The 18,244-nt window shown below is 60.9% G+C and carries 15 protein-coding genes and 2 pseudogenes; 12 read left to right on the top strand and 5 right to left on the bottom strand.

Annotated elements, in window-relative coordinates:
• Positions 1–326: 326 nt before the first annotated feature.
• Positions 327–769, top strand: a pseudogene (locus CLV74_RS23295) (hypothetical protein); the annotation flags it as partial.
• 254 nt (positions 770–1,023) lie between these two features.
• Positions 1,024–1,569, top strand: a complete 546-nt coding sequence (locus CLV74_RS21865; RefSeq protein WP_025054163.1) for a HutD/Ves family protein — start codon at positions 1,024–1,026, stop codon at positions 1,567–1,569.
• Here the strand turns inward: CLV74_RS21865 and CLV74_RS21860 are convergent.
• Entirely contained in the window at positions 1,566–2,924 is a 1,359-nt protein-coding gene (locus tag CLV74_RS21860; RefSeq protein WP_106268974.1) for a formimidoylglutamate deiminase, read from the bottom strand. The two genes, CLV74_RS21865 and CLV74_RS21860, sit on opposite strands and share 4 nt — an antisense overlap.
• Before the next feature lie 93 nt (positions 2,925–3,017).
• Between CLV74_RS21860 and hutI the strand changes: the two genes are divergently transcribed.
• Genes hutI through hutU form a run of 4 tightly spaced genes read left to right on the top strand, consistent with a single transcriptional unit; the run spans position 3,018 to position 8,225 of the window.
• Positions 3,018–4,229, top strand: coding sequence for an imidazolonepropionase (gene hutI, locus CLV74_RS21855; protein WP_106268972.1), 1,212 nt, complete (start codon positions 3,018–3,020; stop codon positions 4,227–4,229).
• Entirely contained in the window at positions 4,226–5,764 is a 1,539-nt protein-coding gene (gene hutH / locus CLV74_RS21850; protein WP_106268970.1) for a histidine ammonia-lyase, read from the top strand. Before hutI ends, hutH begins: the two co-directional genes overlap by 4 nt.
• Positions 5,761–6,561, top strand: a complete 801-nt coding sequence (gene hutG / locus CLV74_RS21845) for an N-formylglutamate deformylase (RefSeq protein WP_106268968.1) — start codon at positions 5,761–5,763, stop codon at positions 6,559–6,561. The genes hutH and hutG overlap by 4 nt, the downstream gene beginning before the upstream one ends.
• Positions 6,558–8,225 carry a urocanate hydratase gene (gene hutU / locus CLV74_RS21840; RefSeq protein ID WP_085869944.1) on the top strand — a complete coding sequence of 556 codons (1,668 nt, stop codon included), beginning with the start codon at positions 6,558–6,560 and terminating at the stop codon, positions 8,223–8,225. The genes hutG and hutU overlap by 4 nt, the downstream gene beginning before the upstream one ends.
• Before the next feature lie 78 nt (positions 8,226–8,303).
• On the opposite strand, the gene CLV74_RS21835 is transcribed toward hutU, so the two are convergent.
• Both CLV74_RS21835 and CLV74_RS21830 read right to left on the bottom strand, forming a co-directional pair.
• Positions 8,304–8,993, bottom strand: coding sequence for a histidine utilization transcriptional repressor HutC (locus CLV74_RS21835; RefSeq protein WP_106268966.1), 690 nt, complete (start codon positions 8,991–8,993; stop codon positions 8,304–8,306).
• 91 nt (positions 8,994–9,084) lie between these two features.
• Complete coding sequence (locus CLV74_RS21830; RefSeq protein ID WP_106268964.1) at positions 9,085–9,978, bottom strand: LysR family transcriptional regulator; 894 nt, start codon at positions 9,976–9,978, stop codon at positions 9,085–9,087.
• Positions 9,979–10,058: 80 nt separating this feature from the next.
• Between CLV74_RS21830 and CLV74_RS21825 the strand changes: the two genes are divergently transcribed.
• The 6 genes and pseudogenes from CLV74_RS21825 to CLV74_RS23505 all read left to right on the top strand — a co-directional run.
• On the top strand, positions 10,059–11,237 hold the full coding sequence (locus CLV74_RS21825; protein WP_106268961.1) for a CaiB/BaiF CoA transferase family protein: 1,179 nt from the start codon (positions 10,059–10,061) through the stop codon (positions 11,235–11,237).
• A complete protein-coding gene (locus CLV74_RS21820; protein WP_106268958.1) occupies positions 11,234–12,373 on the top strand; it encodes an acyl-CoA dehydrogenase family protein in 1,140 nt (379 codons plus the stop codon). The genes CLV74_RS21825 and CLV74_RS21820 overlap by 4 nt, the downstream gene beginning before the upstream one ends.
• Positions 12,374–12,499: 126 nt before the next feature.
• Positions 12,500–13,585: a TRAP transporter substrate-binding protein gene (locus tag CLV74_RS21815; protein WP_106268956.1), complete on the top strand. Its 1,086-nt coding sequence runs from the start codon at positions 12,500–12,502 to the stop codon at positions 13,583–13,585.
• A gap of 65 nt (positions 13,586–13,650) precedes the next feature.
• Complete coding sequence (locus CLV74_RS21810) at positions 13,651–14,145, top strand: TRAP transporter small permease subunit (protein ID WP_025054174.1); 495 nt, start codon at positions 13,651–13,653, stop codon at positions 14,143–14,145.
• Positions 14,145–15,695 (top strand): TRAP transporter large permease, encoded by a 1,551-nt coding sequence (locus tag CLV74_RS21805; RefSeq protein WP_211299103.1) that lies wholly within the window; start codon positions 14,145–14,147, stop codon positions 15,693–15,695. The genes CLV74_RS21810 and CLV74_RS21805 overlap by 1 nt, the downstream gene beginning before the upstream one ends.
• Positions 15,696–16,009: 314 nt before the next feature.
• Positions 16,010–16,430: pseudogene (locus CLV74_RS23505) on the top strand (transposase); the annotation flags it as partial.
• 68 nt (positions 16,431–16,498) lie between these two features.
• Here CLV74_RS23505 and CLV74_RS21800 read toward each other — a convergent pair.
• Positions 16,499–17,269 (bottom strand): ABC transporter ATP-binding protein, encoded by a 771-nt coding sequence (locus CLV74_RS21800; protein WP_245888657.1) that lies wholly within the window; start codon positions 17,267–17,269, stop codon positions 16,499–16,501.
• Positions 17,266–18,015, bottom strand: a complete 750-nt coding sequence (locus CLV74_RS21795) for an ABC transporter permease (RefSeq protein WP_106268951.1) — start codon at positions 18,013–18,015, stop codon at positions 17,266–17,268. The genes CLV74_RS21800 and CLV74_RS21795 overlap by 4 nt, the downstream gene beginning before the upstream one ends.
• Positions 18,016–18,244 lie beyond the last annotated feature (229 nt).

Raw genomic sequence — 18,244 nt, 5'->3', positions numbered from 1 at the left:
CATTCGACCTCTGGAAAGGCTACGCTGCCGAAATGACCGCCTGACAGGCAGAGCTTTCGCTCCGCTCGATCAGGCGATAATAAGTTGGCAATGCCCCTCACATCAATAGAACAGAGATGCACCCCAGAGATTTGAACGGTCCCATTGGAAAAGGTTGGTCGGCGGGCACGTACCCGCACTGAGCAAAAGGCGAAGGCATGGCCGGAAAACCGCTTGGGTCACGCACAATCAGCGTTATTTGGTTATATAGATCCCCAAAGCCCAGCTACCTTGACGATTGCGATGACCCCCTTGCCGCGCCCGAGGAGGAGACGTCAGATTAGGTTTTGTGGTTTCTGCAAGCCCGCCCGAAGCGGAGCCGGATTATCTGCCGCCCCGTCCGAAGATGCGACCATGGCAGACTGGACGCGGGCAGAAGCAAGTTGTGCGGCACATCTGGCTCGCGTGGCTGGGTAGTTCGGGGTCTTGGACGACCGGATGCGGGGGGAGCTGGCGGCACCGGCTTGCTTTGGTGGAGGCTACGGACCTGAACTGGTGTGTCGGTGACCTGAGTGAGGCCGCTGTCACCCCCGGTCGGATCGCCGCTGAGGATGGAAGAGGAGCCGTATTTGCACCGCTCGCTATGGGAGGGGCAGGGGGACGCCCAATACAGATCGCGGTACGCCATCTCGATGGCATCAAAACTTGAGAGGAGCGGGCCGAAGCTACGATGGCCCCGCTTTCTGGCCGCCCTCCAGCTGCCCTTGGTAGGGTATTCACTGAATGGCCTAGATGATCAGAAACGCAAAGGCTGACGTCGCCAATCGTTTGCCGGCTTAACGTCGATGGTATTGGCCTCCAGTCAATGGCTGTGTCTTTCTTGTATTCAACCGATATTTCCCTGAAGCTTGCAGACGGATTGGGATTCGCTTGGTGAGGATCAAGAGCGTCCTCAATAGTAAAATGGGACTCGTCGTGAAGTGGTTCTGTCGGCGTGAGAGTATTAAAAATGAGGCGCTTAAGCGAGTTTTGCGTAGAGAGATCATGATTTTTCGGCAATGCGACTTGGTGGAAACACCTTGGAAAAACGGTGGCGGGATCACACGCAATATCGCCAAAGAACAGGATAAAACGGGCACTTTGTGGCGGCTGAGCATGGCGGATGTGGATGGCGACGGGGCTTTTTCCATCTTTCCGGGCCTGACGCGTATCCTGACGGTCATTCAGGGCGATGGCATGGTGCTGCATGGGCCGGATGGCGATCTACAGGCGGGTTATGCGCAGCCCGTGCGGTTCGACGGAGGGGCACCCGTCACGGCCACGCTGACCCAAGGCCCGATCCGTGATTTCAACCTGATGTTCGACACCGCGCGGTGCGAAGGCGATGCGCAGACCCTGCGCGATGCTGGCACGTATAAGGTCGGGCAAGCCGGGCAGACCTGTGTGCTGCATGTGATCGCGGGCACCGCGTCGGTGGAAGGCAAGGCTTTGGACGTGGGCGACACGGCGATCCGCACCGACGCGCCGTTGCGTTTCGATCTGGCGCAGGATGCGGTCGCACTGACCATCACTCTGCGCCCTAAAGACTAAAGCGAGGCGAGCAGGTCCGCGACCGCACTGCGATACCGCGCGACCACCGCGTCGCGCGCGATGTGCCGCCCGCCAGTCACATTGTACCGCCCGGCAGACCACAGGTCAGTGATGACAGTGTCTTTCGCCGCGAAACACAGACCGTCAAGGATCTGGTCAGGTGTCAGGGCGCACAATGTGGGGTCAGTGCTGTCGATGGCGACCAAATCTGCCAGACGCCCCGGCGCAATCTCGCCCGCGTCGCGGCCCAAAGCCTGCGCGCCGCCGCGGGCCGCACCTGTGTAAAGCGTTGCCCCGACCGAGCCTTCGCCGACCACCATCACGTTGCGTGCCACGTCGCGCAGACGTTGGGAATATTCCAGCGTGCGCAGTTCTTCAGTCAGCGAGATATTGACGTTGCTGTCCGACCCGACGCCGAACGCGCCGCCAGCCTCAAGGAAGGTGGGGCCGTTGAAGGGGCCATCGCCAAGGTTCGCTTCTGTAATGGGGCACAGGCCCGCGACCGCGCCGGAGGCTGCCATCGCGCAGGTCTCGCCCTCGGTCATGTGGGTGGCGTGGATCAGGCACCAGCCCGCGTCGACGGGGGCATTGGCCAAAAGCCACTCGACAGGACGTGCGCCCAGCCAATTCTGGATGTCCTCGACTTCCTTGGGCTGTTCCGAGATGTGGATATGCACCGGCCCGCCCTGATGATCCGCCAGCGCACGGGCCAGATCGTCGGGGGATGTGGCGCGCAACGAATGCGGCGCGATGCCCACGCGGGCGTCATCGGGCAGGGCGGAAAGCCCCGCACGCGCCCCTTGCACCAGATCGGCAAAGCGGTCGACATCATTGCCAAAGCGCATCTGCCCTTCGGCCAGCGCCACCTTGCCCGCCCCGCCATAGGTATACAGCACCGGCAGATGGGTCAGCCCGATGCCGGTCTCGCCCGCCGCCGCCATCACCCGCAGCGACAATTCGGCCAGCGCATCATAGGGCGCGCCACCGCGCTGGTGGTGGACATAGTGAAACTCGCCCACGCTGGCATACCCGGCCTCCTGCATTTCGACGAAAACAAGCGCGGCGATGGCCTCGATCTGCTCCGGGGTCAGGCGGTCCATGAAGCGATACATCAGCTTGCGCCATGTCCAGAAGCTGTCGCGCCCGGCCTTGCGCAGCTCGGTCATGCCCGCCATCGCGCGCTGGAACGTGTGCGAGTGCAGGTTGCCCAAGGCGGGCAGCAGCGTATCAACGCGCACGTCCCCCGTCTGGGCAGCCGTATTGGGCGCGATCTGATCAATGCGGCCATCTTTAATGGTGATGCGAACATCCTGCGCCCAACCGGACGCGAGCAAGGCCTGACGGGCGTGGATCATGGTCTTTATCCTGTGTATTTCATTTTATGTATAGACATATTGCACATAAAATTATACCAGAAAAGGCGAAACTTCGCGAAAAGGACCGATCTTATGACGGCGATGCTCCAGCTTTTGACCGATCTGCACGTAGCAACCATGGCGCATGGCGATGCGCCCTATGGGATGATCCGCGACGCAGCGATCGCCATTCAGGATGGCAAAATCGCTTGGGTCGGGCCTCAGACAGACGTGCCAGCAGATTTTGCCGGACTGGATCAACGGTCGCTGGGCGGGCGCGTGGTGACACCCGGCCTGATCGACTGTCACACCCATATCGTGCATGGCGGCGACCGCGCGGTCGAATTCGAAATGCGCCTGAACGGGGCCAGCTATGAAGAAGTCGCGCGCGCCGGGGGTGGCATCGTGTCGACCGTCACGGCCACCCGCGCGGCCAGCGAGGACGAGTTGCTGGCGCAGGCCTTGCGCCGCGTTGACGTGCTGATCGCCGAAGGCGTGACGACCATCGAAATCAAATCGGGCTATGGTCTGGACACGGAGACCGAGCTTCGGATGCTGCGTGTCGCACGGATGATTGCCGACCAGCGCCCCATCCGCGTCAAGACCACCTTCCTTGGCGCCCACGCCACGCCCGCCGAATATGCCGGTCGTGACGATGACTATATTGACGAGGTCTGCATCCCCGCCCTGCGCGCCGCCCACGCCGAAGGGCTGGTGGATGCGGTGGACGGGTTCTGCGAAGGCATCGCCTTTCAGCCCGCCCAGATCGCCCGCGTGTTTGACGTGGCCCGCGACCTTGGCCTGCCGGTGAAACTGCACGCCGAACAACTGTCCAATCTGGGCGGCGCGAAATTGGCGGCAAGCTATGGCGCGTTGTCGGCGGACCATATCGAGTATCTGGACGAACCCGGCGTGCGCGCGATGGCGGACGCTGGCACCGTGGCCGTGATCCTGCCCGGTGCGTTCTACACCCTGCGTGAAACCCAGCAGCCCCCGCTTGATCTTCTGCGCAAGCATGGGGTGCCGATTGCGCTCGCGACGGATTTGAATCCCGGCACCTCTCCGCTGAACTCGATCCTGCTGACGATGAACATGGGCTGCACCCTGTTTCGCATGACACCAGAAGAAGCGCTGCGCGGCGTCACGCAACACGCCGCCGCCGCGCTCGGGCTGACGGATCTGGGCACGATTGCGCCCGGTCAGGTGGCTGATCTAGCCGTTTGGGACATCGCCGAACCGGCAGAACTGTCTTATCGCATCGGCTTCAATCCGTTGGCGTTTCGTATCACCGGAGAAATCGCATGACCACACTGACCCTGACACCCGGCGCCACCAATCTGGCCGATCTGGAAATGATCTGGCGCGACGGGCTTGCCGTGCGCCTTGATCCGGCCTGCCATGACGGCATCCGTGCGGCGCAGGCACAGATTGCTGACGCGGCCAATGGGACGGACGCGGTTTACGGCGTGAACACCGGCTTTGGCAAACTGGCCTCGGTCAAGATTGACCCGTCCGACACTGCCACCCTGCAACGCAACCTGATCCTGTCCCATTGCTGCGGCGTGGGCGAGGCGATCCCCGAACCCCACGCCCGCCTGATGATGGCGCTGAAACTGCTGTCGCTGGGGCGCGGTGCGTCCGGCGTGCGGATGGAGCTGGTCGAACTGCTGGAAGGGATGCTGGCGCAGGGCGTCACGCCGGTGATCCCGGTGCAGGGATCGGTCGGCGCGTCCGGCGATCTGGCCCCGCTGGCGCATATGGCAGCGGCAATGATCGGCCACGGCGAAGCGACGTTCAAAGGCAAGGTTCTGCCGGGGGCCGAGGCGTTGCGCCGCGCAGGCCTGACCCCCATCGTGCTGGGCGCGAAAGAGGGGCTGGCCCTGATCAACGGCACGCAATTCACCACCGCCTATGCCCTGATCGGCCTGTTTGGCGCGTGGCGGGCGATGTGCTCGGCTTTGGTCACATCGGCCATGTCCACGGACGCGATCATGGGATCGACCGCGCCGTTGCAACCCGAAATTCACAGCTTACGCGGCCATTCAGGCCAGATCGAAGCCGCCGCGACCATGCGCGCGCTTCTGGATGGCTCGGTCATTCGCGAAAGCCACCGCGAAGGCGATACGCGCGTGCAAGACCCCTATTGCATCCGCTGCCAGCCGCAGGTGACGGGGGCTGCGATGGACATGCTGCGCATGGCGGCGCGCACGTTAGAGATCGAGGCGAACGCCGCCACCGATAACCCGCTGGTGCTGAGCGAAGCCGGGGTGATTGTCTCGGGCGGGAACTTCCACGCCGAACCCGTGGGCTTTGCCGCTGACATGATCGCGCTGGCAATTGCCGAGATCGGCGCGATTGCGCAGCGCCGGATTGCCCTGATCGTGGATCCGGTGCTCAGCCACGATCTGCCGCCGTTCCTGACGCCCAATCCGGGGCTGAACTCGGGCTATATGATTGCCGAAGTGACCACCGCCGCGTTGATGAGCGAAAACAAGCATCTGGCCAACCCCTGCGTGACGGATTCAACGCCCACCTCGGCCAATCAGGAAGATCACGTCAGCATGGCCGCCCACGGCGCGGTGCGCCTGTCGCGCATGGTCGCCAATCTGGAACGTATCCTTGGCGTCGAGCTTCTGTGCGCCGCGCAGGGTGTCGAATTCCGCGCCCCGCTGGAGACAAGTGCGCCGCTGGCATCCGTGATCGCCGCCGTGCGCGAACAGGTCGAAACGCTGGGCGACGACCGTTACCTTGCGCCTGACTTGGAAAAAGCGGCAGCGCTGATCGCATCCAACGCGATTGTGGCCGCCACAAACACCCACATGCCGGAGCTTCACCCATGACCCCCGTTGAAATCCACCGGGGCGACAGCCCCATCGTGCTGGGCCTGCCCCATACTGGCACCCACGTGCCCGTCGACATCAAGGCGCGGCTGAACGCGCGGGGGCAGGGGCTGGACGACACGGATTGGCACATCCACACGCTTTATGACGGGCTGCTGCCCGGCGCGACCACGGTCCGCGCAACCTTCCATCGTTACGTGATCGACGCCAACCGCGACCCATCGGGCGTATCGCTCTATCCCGGTCAGAACACCACCGGGCTGGTGCCGCTGACCGATTTCGACGGGCAGGATATCTGGAACACACCCCCCACCGAGGATGAGGTCGAGGCCCGTCGCCAAGCCTTCCATGCGCCCTATCACGAAGCCCTTGAGGCCGAGCTTGAGCGGGTGCGTGACCTGCACGGGGTTGCGATCCTGTATGATTGCCACTCGATCCGGTCGCACATCCCGTTTCTGTTCGACGGCACGCTCCCCGATTTCAACATTGGCACCAATCTGGGCACCACTTGCGCCCCAGAGATCGAAGCCGCTGTTCAGAACCTGTGCGAGATGGCAGAGGGCTATTCCAGCGTCACCAACGGCCGCTTCAAGGGCGGCTGGACAACGCGCCATTACGGACGACCGGCGGACGGGCTGCAGGCAATTCAGATGGAGCTGGCACAAAGCACCTATCTGAAGGACGAGGCTGCGCCCTGGACCTATGACACCGAAAAATCCGCGCGGCTGCGCGGGTATTTGAAAACCATTCTGACAACTCTGGCCGATCTGGCACCTGATCTGAAAGGAACATCATGAGCGATCCGCGCAAGAACACCCGCGACATCTATCCCGCAACCGGCACCGAAATGACGGCCAAGCACTGGACCACCGAAGCGCCCCTGCGGATGTTGATGAACAACCTGCACCCCGACGTGGCCGAAAACCCGCATGAGCTGGTTGTGTATGGCGGCATTGGGCGCGCCGCGCGCACATGGGACGATTTCGACAAGATCGTCGCCACCTTGCGGGACCTGGAAGAAGACCAGACCCTTCTGGTGCAATCAGGCAAGCCTGTCGGGGTGTTCCCGACGCACAAGGATGCGCCGCGCGTTCTGATCGCCAACTCAAACCTCGTGCCGCATTGGGCGACGTGGGATCATTTTAACGAGCTGGATAAGAAGGGTCTGGCGATGTATGGCCAGATGACAGCGGGTTCCTGGATCTATATCGGCTCGCAAGGTATCGTGCAGGGCACCTATGAGACCTTTGTCGAAGCGGGGCGTCAGCATTACGGTGGCGACCTGAAGGGCAAGTGGATCCTGACCGGCGGTCTGGGTGGCATGGGCGGGGCGCAACCGCTGGCGGCTGTGATGGCCGGGGCCTGCTGTCTGGCGGTCGAATGCAACCCCGACAGCATCGACTTCCGCCTCCGCACCCGCTACGTGGACGAAAAGACCGACAGTCTGGACGAGGCGCTTGCGATGATCGAACGCTGGACCGCTGCCGGTGAGGCCAAATCGGTCGCGCTTCTGGGCAACGCCGCCGATGTGTATCCCGAGTTGATCAAGCGCGGCATCCGCCCTGATATCGTCACCGACCAGACCAGTGCCCATGATCCCGTAAACGGCTATCTGCCGCAGGGTTGGACGATGGCCCAATGGCGCGAAAAGCGCGAAAGCGACCCAAAAGCTGTTGAAAAGGCCGCGCGTGCCTCGATGATGGTGCAGGTCAAGGCGATGGTTGATTTCCATGCCGCCGGTATTCCGACCGTCGATTACGGCAACAACATCCGCCAGATGGCGCTGGAAGAGGGGCTGGACAATGCATTCGACTTCCCCGGCTTCGTGCCCGCCTATATCCGCCCGCTGTTCTGCCGTGGCATCGGTCCGTTCCGTTGGGCGGCCCTGTCGGGCGACCCGGAAGACATCTACAAGACCGACGCCAAGGTGAAGGAAATCCTGGCCGAGGACAGCCACCTGCACAACTGGCTGGATATGGCGCGCGAGCGGATCGCGTTTCAGGGGCTGCCCGCGCGGATTTGCTGGGTCGGTCTGGGCGTGCGTCACAAGCTGGGCCTGGCGTTCAACGAAATGGTTCGCAATGGCGAATTGAAAGCCCCGATCGTAATCGGACGCGACCATCTGGACTCAGGCTCAGTCGCATCGCCCAATCGCGAAACCGAGGCGATGCTGGATGGCTCGGATGCGGTGTCGGACTGGCCGCTACTGAACGCGCTGCTCAATACCGCATCTGGCGCAACCTGGGTTTCACTGCACCATGGTGGCGGCGTCGGCATGGGTTTCAGTCAACACTCGGGCATGGTGATCTGCTGTGACGGCACTGAAGATGCAGACCGCCGGATCGAGCGTGTCTTGTGGAACGACCCGGCCACGGGCGTCATGCGCCACGCCGATGCGGGCTATGACGACGCCAAAGACTGCGCCCGCGAGAATGGTTTGAACCTGCCGGCAATCCTTTGATTCAGGGCGTTTACCCATCTTGGGGCAAGTAACCAATGGCCTGTGCGGAGCACTCCGCGCAGGCTTTTTCACGCTCGGTCAGTATTGCATCGTCAGACGGTGGCCGCGGCGATAGGTCAATTGCACAAAAGTGATCGTCTGCCCCTCAAGCCACGTCATGCGCTCGGCCTGGAACAGGGCATCGCCTTCGGTGCAGTCGAGATAATCCGCGATAGTGGCGTCGGCTTGAACGGCGTGAAAGCTGATCTGCGCCTCGGTAAACGGCACGGTCGACACCAGCCATTCGTTGGGACCGATATCCGAGAAATCATGCTGTTCAGCCTCGGGCAAAGCGTCTAGATTGATCCAGCGATCCTCGTGCTGATACGGCGCGCCATCGGCATAGTGCATGCAGGTCAGATGCAACACCCGGTCGTCACGCTTCAACGCCATACGCGCGCGCAGCCAGTTCGGGGCGGGTTCGGCCTGACCGTGCACCAACGCATAGCGATAGGCCGCGCCCAGTTCCTCGATCTCTTGCCCGACGATCGGAATGTTCAGCCGCACCTGCCGGATCGGGTTCAGCCTGACCCGCGTGCCAGCTTTGCGGCGGCGTTCGATGATGCCGTCATCCGCCAATTCGCGCATTGCCCGATTGACAGTCGCCCGCGCGCAGCCATAGCTTGCGGCCAGATCAACCTCGTTCGGCATCGAGCTGCCGGGGGCAAGTTCGCCTTGTGTGATCTGGCGCAGGAGATCGGCTTTCACCTCGCGATAGGTTATGGACATGCTGTGCCTTTCGACCGTGCGGTTCCGGGTGATCCCGGCGGATTTTCTCAAAAGATATAGACATAAGGCGTAAAAGGCCAGACATAGCGTGTCAGGGGTTGAAGGCGCTTGCCACATGATCCTGAAACGCGGCCACCAATGGCGCGGTATGCGGATGTGGCGCACGGGCCAGCGCGATGCGATGCGGCACAAGCGGGTCTGACAGTTCCAGCCGCGTGACGGGTTGACCGTCGCAGGCCGTATCCTGCGCAATATCGGTGGCAACCAGCCCCACACCCATGTGATTGGCAACCATCGCCCGCAACATCTCGACCGAGCTTGTTTCATGTGCGATGCGCGGCCGGATGCCGTTCATCTGCGCCAGCGTCAGGAAGTAATTTCGGCTGTGCGGCAGGTTCATCAGGATCAGCGGATCGGTCAGCAAATCCGCCATCGCAACCGTCCCGCGCCCCGCCAAAGGGTGCGCCCGCGCAACCAGCCCATAGGGCCGCACATCGGCCAGCGGTGTGATCTTAAGCGACGACGGCAGGCCGAAATCATAGATCAATGCGAGGTCGATGCGCCCGTTTTCCAGCCAGCGCGTCAGGCGGTCCAGATCGCCTTCGTGCAGTGCGATCCGGGCGTCGGGCGCGACTTTCTGAAAGCTGCCCACCAAGGCGGGCGCATAGCGTGGGCCAAGGGTGGAAAAGACGCCAAGGTTCAGCACCTCGGCCCCGCTGTCTTTGTGATCCAGCACCGATTGCGCCTGTGCGCGCAGGCTGCGCAAGGCGCCCAGTTTGCGCAGCCCGAACGCGGTGGGGGCAATGCCTTGGCCTGCGCTGCGGGCAAACAGCGGGCGGCCAAAGTGTTCCTCGACCTTGGCAATCGCCAGCGACACTGACGGTTGCGACACGTTCAACACCCGCGCGGCGGCGGCGGTGCTGCCGGTGTCCGCGGCGGTAATGACATAGTCGATCTGGCGAAGGCTCACGGGTATAGCTTGCATTTATCGCTCTATCAATAATCTGTATTTCTGCTTATATCATGACCGCGCCTATGCTCAACCGATCAAACCCGGAGGATCATATGCCCACTCAGCCCCCCAACAGCCAAACGCCCCAACCCCTCAGCGGGGTGCGCGTGCTTGATTTCACCCGCGTTCTGGCGGGTCCATACTGCACCGCAATGATGGCCGATCTGGGCGCGGATGTGATCAAGGTCGAAGCCGCCCACGGCGACGATTACCGCCATATCGGCCCGTTCAAGGACGGGGAAAGCCTATTGTTTCAGGCAATCAACCGGGGCAAGCGGTCAATTGCGCTGGACCTGAAATCGCCCGACGCGATTGCGACGGTCAAGGCGTTGCTGGCAGATTGCGACGTGCTGATCGAGAACTTCCGCCCCGGCGTGATGGAGAAGCTGGGGCTGAGCTATGACGCGCTGGCCAAGGATTTTCCCCATCTGGTTTACGTGTCCGTGTCCGGCTTCGGGCAGACCGGGCCAAACACCAAAAAACCCGCCTATGACATCATCGTGCAGGCGATGAGCGGGTTGATGGACGCCACCGGCGAACCCGACGGTGCACCGACGATGGTGGGCGAGGCTTTGGGCGACGTGGCCGGTGGCCTGTTCGCCGCTTGGGGCACAATGGTTGCCCTGTTTGACTGCAGCCGCACCGGGCTGGGGCGTCATGTGGATGTGGCGCTGTTTGACGGGTTGGTGTCGATGATGCCCATTCTGGCCTGCCGCACCCTGATGGGCGGCGAGACCCCGGTGCGCACCGGCAACCGCCACCCGCTGTCCGCGCCCTTTGGCACCTATCCGGCGGCGGACGGGCATTTCGCGTTGGCGGTTCTGAACGACCGGCTGTTTGCCACCTTCTGCGACGTGATCGGCCAGCCCGAACTGGTACAGGACGCGCGGTTTACCAGCGATCCTTTGCGCCGCGAGAACGAACCTGCGCTCGCCGAGTATATCGACCAGTGGGCGGGTTCCTTGCCGGTGGATCAGGTGGTGCACCACCTGTCAGCGGCAGGTATTCCGGCATCCTCCATTCAATCTGTGGCACAGGCTTGGGCGTCGCCTCAAGCAGTGGAGCGCGGGTTGGCGTCCACGGTCACGCATCCCGACTTGGGCGTTCTGAACGTCCCTGAACAGCCGGTGCATTTTAACGGCGCAGGGCGCGGCGGGCGCAAGCCGGCCCCGGCCCTGAATGCTGATGCAGGCGATATTCTGAATTTGTTGAACAAGGAGCCACGCGCATGACCACCTATCCCATGAGCGACGACGAACGCGCGCTGGTCGCGCAGATCGAACGGTTCTCGACCGAGGTTTTGGCCCCGAAAGCGGCGCAGATCGACGAAGAGGCGCTGTTCTCCACCCTCCATCTGGACGCGATGGCGGACATGGGCCTGTTGGGTCTGAACCTGCCGGAAGACCACGGCGGGATCGGCCTGTCCGGCCCCGCGCTGTATGCGGCGGTCGAGGCGATCGCGGGCGCCTGTGGGTCCACCGCATCCATGCTGACGGCGCATTTTCTGGCCACGGATTCGCTGCTTCTGGGGGCGGATGCCGATTTGCAGGCCCGCATTCTGCCCGATGCCGCGGCGGGCACGTCGTTGGGCGCGTTTGCCCTGACCGAACCGCAGGCCGGATCGAACCCCGCCGACATGCGCACGACGGCCAAGCGCGAAGGCGATGGATATCGGATCAAAGGGTCCAAGTGCTTTATCTCGAACGCGGGCGCGGCGGATTTCATGGTGGTCTACGCCAAGACCGACCCCGCCGCCGGTGCGCGCGGTGTCAGCGCTTTTATTGTTGAACCGAAGAAAATCGACGGCGTGTCCGTCGCGCCCAATGAAAAAACGATGGGCCTGAAGGGCGGGCATGTGTTTGGCATCAGCTTTGATTGCTGGGTGCCGGACGAAAACCGTCTGGGCGACGAAGGCACGGGGTTCCGTACTGCAATGAAGGTTCTGGACAATGGCCGGATCGAAGTCGCTGCACAGGCCACCGGCATTGCCGACGCCGCGCTGAAGGCCGCGATTTCCTATGCCAAGGAACGGCAGGTCAGCGGCCATGCGATTGCGGACTTCCAAGGGCTGCAATGGATGCTGGCCGACAGTGCCACCGAACTGGCCGCCGCCCGCGCGCTGGCGATGCAGGCGGCGACCCTGCGCGGGACCGGCGTGCGCTATTCCAGCGAATCCGCCTTTGCCAAGCTGTATGCCAGCGAAGCCGCGTGGCGGATTGCCGACCGGGCGCTGCAAATTCACGGCGGCTATGGCTATACCCGCGATTTCCCGCTGGAACGCTACCTGCGCGATCTGCGGATTTTCCGCATCTATGAAGGGTCATCCGAGATCCAGCGCACAATCATTGCGCGAGGATTGCTGGCTTGACCGGGTTTTCTCGCCGTAATGATTGACTCTATTATGTATTTACATAATAGCTTTATGCACGGATTTGACCAAGGGATGGCTTCAGCCAACGCCAAGGTCGCAACTGCCTGATTGGAGGAGAGGCGCATGCAAAGACGGACATTTCTGACCACGGGTGCTATCGGCACCGCAGCAACGGCACTGGCAACCCCAGCCATCGCGCAGGACAAGCGCCAGTGGAAGATGGTCACCGCGTGGCCCAAGAACCTGCCTGGGCCGGGCGTGGCCGCACAACAACTGGCCGACCGGATCACGACCCTGTCGGGGGGCCGGATCGAGGTCAAACTTTTCCCTGCCGGAGAGCTTGTGCCCGGTCGCGGCGTCTTTGACGCGGTCAGCGAAGGCACCGCCGAGCTGTATCACGCTGTTCCCGCCTATTGGGGGTCGAAATCCAAGGGTATCCTGTTGTTCGGCTCGCAACCTTTTGGTCTGCGCGCGGACGAGCAAGTCGGCTGGATGGTGCATGGCGGCGGTCAGGCACTTTACGACGAAATGTATGGCCGGTTTGGCATCAAGCCTTTCCTGTGCGGCAACTCTGGCCCGCAATGGGGCGGTTGGTTCCGCAACGAAGTGAACTCGGCCGAAGACCTGAAAGGCATGAAGTTCCGCACCACGGGTCTGGCGTCCGAAATGGCGGCCAAAATGGGCATGGCGGCCGAGGCGATGAGCGGCCCGGACATGTTCCAGGCCCTGCAAACCGGCGCTTTGGACGCGGGCGAATTTATCGGCCCCTGGACCGACAGCGCGCTTGGCTATTACCAGGTCGCCAAGAACTATTACTGGCCCGGCGTGGGCGAGCCATCGTCGGCCGAGGAATGCGGCGTCAACGCAGACGTGTTCAACGACCTGCCCGACGACCTGAAACAGGTTGTGCAAGCGGCCTGTGACAGCCTGTATAATCAGGTCTGGACCGAATACACCACCAAGCACGCCCTGTCGTTGCAAGCGATGGTGGCCGAGCACGGCGTTCAGGTGAAAATGTTCCCCGAAGACGTCATCACCGGCATGGGCAAAGCCGCCGCCGAGGTCATCGACGATCTGCGCAATGACGATGACGAGCTGGTCAAACGGATCACCGAAAGCTTCGTGGCCTATCGTGCATCGGTCGGTAAATACATGGTCTATGCTGACAACGGTCAGATGAACGCACGTAATCTGGTCATGGGGTACTAAGACCTATCGAACAAGGGCGCAGCGATGGCTGCGCCCTTCGTGACCTTTCGCATCGGGGGCAGGTGATGGAGCAACTGGCAAACGCCTTGGACAAGGTAAACATCGGTGTCGCCCATGTGGTGCGCTGGCTGGCGCTGGCCATGATGCTGGTGCAGTTCACCATCGTTGTCGGGCGCTATGCGTTCGGCGTGAATTCCATCGCGTTGCAGGAAAGTGTTCTTTATATGCACGCCGCGCTGTTCATGCTGGCGGCGGGCTATACGCTGCTGGTCGACAAGCATGTGCGGGTGGACGTGTTCTATGCCAAGGCAACGCCAAAGACACGCCGCCGGATCGACATTTTCGGCCATCTGTTCCTGCTGATGCCGTCGATGATTGCACTGATTTACTGGTCGTGGCCGTCGGTGCGCAATTCATGGGCGATCCTTGAAGGCCCAATTTCCGTGGGCGGGATCGAGGCGGTGTTCCTGCTGAAATCCCTGATGCCCGCCTTTTGTGTCCTCGTGATGCTGCAATCCCTAGCCCTGTTGATCCGCCTTTTGGCCGTGAAAGAGACCTGATGATCGAATATCTCGACCTTATCATGTTCGCAGCCCTCATGGGTGCGATCCTTCTTGGGTTCCCTGTGTCGTTCAGCATCGCGGGGGTTGCCGTGATCTTTGCCTATCTGGGCTGGATGCTGGGGCAAATGGACATCACCCTGCTGGGCGCGTTGGGCCAACGGGTGTTTGGCGTTCTGACCAACCCCGTCTTGATCGCCATTCCGCTGTTCGTACTGATGGGCGCTTTGCTGGAAAAAAGCCGCATTGCGGAAGGGCTTTTGGACACGATGGGCCGGCTGTTCGGGCAGTTGCGCGGAGGCTTGGGCATTTCGGTCGTGCTGGTCGGCACGTTGCTGGCAGCGTCAACCGGCATTGTCGGGGCGACCGTGGTGGCGATGGGGATGATTGCCCTGCCCACCATGCTGCGCGCCGGATATGACGCGCGGGTCGCATCGGGCATCGTGTGCACGGCTGGCACGCTGGGGCAGATTATTCCGCCCTCGACCCTGCTGATCATTCTGGCGGACGTAATGTCCACCTCGTTCCAGCAGGCGCAGTACGAACAGGGCAAGTTTTCGGTCGAGGCGCTGTCGGTCGGCCAGTTTTTCGCCGCTGCTGTAATCCCCGGCTTGGTGCTGGTCTGCCTTTACCTGATCTATATCGTGGCGCGCGGATGGCTGCGCCCGCAGGACATGCCCCCTGTGCCCCTTGACATCGCCAAACCCGACTGGCGCGAGGTCGTCGGCGCGGTGATCCCGCCTGTCCTGCTGATCTTCGCGGTGCTGGGCACCATTCTGGGCGGCATCGCCACGCCGACCGAGGCTGCATCAGTCGGCGCTGTCGGTGCGCTGTTGATGACCGGCTATCGCATTGGCATCGCCCCACGCTTCATCCTGCTGGGCACGGTTGCCCTGATCGCGCTGGGTATTCTGGCGGGTGCCTTTCCGGTGCGGTTTCAGCGTAGCGACCTGAGCTCGGGCGCATATGTGCTTGGCATTTTCTATGCCGGGCTTGCGGTGGTTGGCGGGCTGTCGGTACTGCTGGCCTTGCGCGCCGCACTGCAAAAGCAGGTGGTGCAAGAGGCGGTGAAATCGACCATGACCATGACCTCGATGATCTTTGCAACGATCATTGCCGCCGGGTTCTTCAGCCTTGTCTTTATCGGACTGGGCGGCGAGGAACGCGTGGCGGGCATTCTGGCCGAAATGCCGGGCGGGGCCAACGGCGCGCTGGTCTTTTGCATGATAGTGATTTTCATCATGGGCTTCTTTCTGGATTTCGTCGAAATCTCGGTGATTGTGCTGCCGCTGATCACGCCGTCGCTGATCTTACTGGGTCATGATCCGATCTGGCTGGGCGTATTGATTGCGATCAACCTGCAGACCTCGTTCCTGACGCCGCCCTTCGGCTTTTCGCTGTTCTATCTGCGCGGCGTGGCACCGGATGAAATCTCTACCGGCCAGATATATGCAGGCGTGCTACCGTTCATCTGTCTGCAGATTGTGGGCATCACGTTGATATGGCTACTGCCGGATCTGGCGACATGGCTGCCAAAAGCACTTTTTTGAAGACGCAGGCGAGCTATTGAAGATAGCCTGAAATTGTAGGACGTCGCACGTCATGCAGAAGCACCCTTTGCACTGCGCCTGCCAGTGGCGACATACTAGGGGAGTATAAACTGCTCCCTTTTCGACCGTACAATCGGGCGTAACAATGGCGGCCTATGGATCACCCTAACTGGCCCTGTCACGCTTTTTTGCGGCGCCAAGTGCTCTTTTAGGCCATAGGGTAAATCGCAAGACAGATTAGAAACCTTGGTTAGTCAATCCGGGTGAGCCAAGCGACAATCTGAACCTATGTCTAGAGCGCCGAATGCTCTTAGGGCGTCATGAACGTCGCCTGTCTGGTGGAGCGGGCGACTTGATTTGTTATCCTGTGCCGCAATAAAGACCGAAGTTCAACGCACTTCATTCACTACTGATGGATGTCAGGGTGCCCCGGTCCCAGCGAGTTTGTAAATCCATCACCTTCGATCGTGGGTTTGAGTTTTGAACCTGGCGCAAGCTCAAGTCCGGCATCGGCACCTATAGCGGTTTGTGCGGCCCGCAAGCACCTTGGCAGCAGGACCCATCGAAATTCTTAAAAACGGGCCCGCCACTACTTACCCAGCGAAACCCAGCTTGGCGCGCTTTTAAATCGCAGTATTAAGGGCGCTTTGCGACTGCCTGAAGAGCGCACCCAGAAAGTGTCTCGGATGGAGGCCGACTGAGGCAGTCAGGGAAGAATTGATGAAACAAAGATAGCGGAAACCCGCGCAACGGCTCTTGAGAATTCGTCCCTTAGAGAAACTCCCCGTCTTATTCACGCCCGGTCAAATATCGAGTTCAGCCCACAAAAGCTGAAAATACTCTTGGTATTTGGTATTACTCCGCAGCATTACTGGGTCGCGTTCTTCTCGGCTAAGATCAATGTCAATCATGTGTTTAATCCGTCCCGGACGGCGACTTAGCACCATCACTCGGTCGGCCATCGTCACAGCCTCCCCGATGTCATGGGTGACCAGGATCGCACTCTTGCGTTGTTTGGCGATGATATCCAGCACTTCGGATTGCAACAGTGTACGCGTCTGAAAATCCAGCGCCGAAAAAGGCTCGTCCAGCAAAATAACGTCTGGGTCCAGCGCCAGAGTGCGCATGAAAGCCACACGTTGGCGCATACCGCCGGATAATGTGCCGGGTTTAGAGGTTTCGAACCCCTTGAGGCCGTAAGAAGAGATAAGTCGATCTGCAATTTCATAGCGTTCAGCCGTTGCCATCCCTTTGACTTCGAGGCCAAGCGCAACATTGTCACGCACGTTGCGCCAAGGCAGCAGCATGTCCTTTTGCAACATGTAACCGACCTGGCCCCGCGCTTCGAGCACACGGGTGCCATCAACGTACACCTCGCCCTCGGTAGCGGGCTGGAGGCCCGCAATCACATTGAACAAAGTTGATTTACCACAACCAGATGGGCCAACGATGGCCAAAATCTCATCAGGTTTCAGGCTGAAATTGATATCGCTGAACGCGACAACTTCGTTTTCACTGCCCGGATTGAAAGTGACAGACAGATCTTTGGTTTCGAGGGGGGTAAAATCGCTCACCAACGCATCCTCCGGTCCAGTTCGGTAACGGTTCTGTCCATCAATAGCGCCACAACCATCAGGGCGATGATGCCCACCCAGACCCCATTGAGATCATAGAGGACCCCCGAATAGTAGACGAGATAGCCAAGCCCCGATTGCGAAGAAATGTATTCGCCGACAACCGCGCCGATCAACGCAAAGCCCACATTCAACCGCAGTGCCGACAACATCCAAGGTACGGCGGCAGGCACAACGACCGTGCGCCACATCTGCAAACGTGTCGCCCCCAGCGAGCGCATCAACCTCAGCAAATCCTTGTCCGTTTCCAAGGTGCCATTATACGTCGCAATCAGACTAACGATTAAGGTCAGTGCGGCGGCAATCGCGATCTTTGACTCGATACCAATCCCGAACCAAACGATAATCAAAGGCGCAAAGGCAATTTTCGGCACGCCGTTGATTGCCACGATGAAGGGGCGCACGATCTTGGCCACCGTTTCGTTTAGCCAAAGGCTTAGGCCCAAAAAACTGCCCAAAGTGCTGCCGATGACAAAGCCGATGACGGCCGCCAACGCAGTCACAGCGGCATGACCAAAAATCTCGCCCGACATGGTCAGGTCATAGGCGCGGGCGGCGATGCCCGATGGAAACCCGTAAAGGTACGCAGACAAATAACCAGCCTTTACCGCGATTTCCCAAAGCCCGAAAATCAACATCGCCAAGGCGAGCTGACCGGGCAAATACTTGAAGGTAGACAAACGCATCACCGGCGCCCCTGAGTTTGAAGTTTGCTTGGCTTATTGCGTTGCGCCTTTGGCTCTGGCTCAAAGGCGCAACACTTTAGTTGCTGTTGGCAAGGACGTCGGTTGCGGCCTGAGCGAAAGACATATCCACCATGGGCATTGCCAACTTGCTGAAGCACCTGAGGGCGTCTAGCGTTTTGGCATGATGATACCAGCTGAGATGCCGCGCCTGAAAGGCTATCGTTTCCCA

The organism is Donghicola tyrosinivorans, from assembly GCF_003003355.1.
Lineage (GTDB): Bacteria > Pseudomonadota > Alphaproteobacteria > Rhodobacterales > Rhodobacteraceae > Donghicola > Donghicola tyrosinivorans.
The sequence above is the reverse complement of the archived record's forward strand: the minus strand, read 5'-3'. Positions and strand labels throughout refer to the sequence as shown.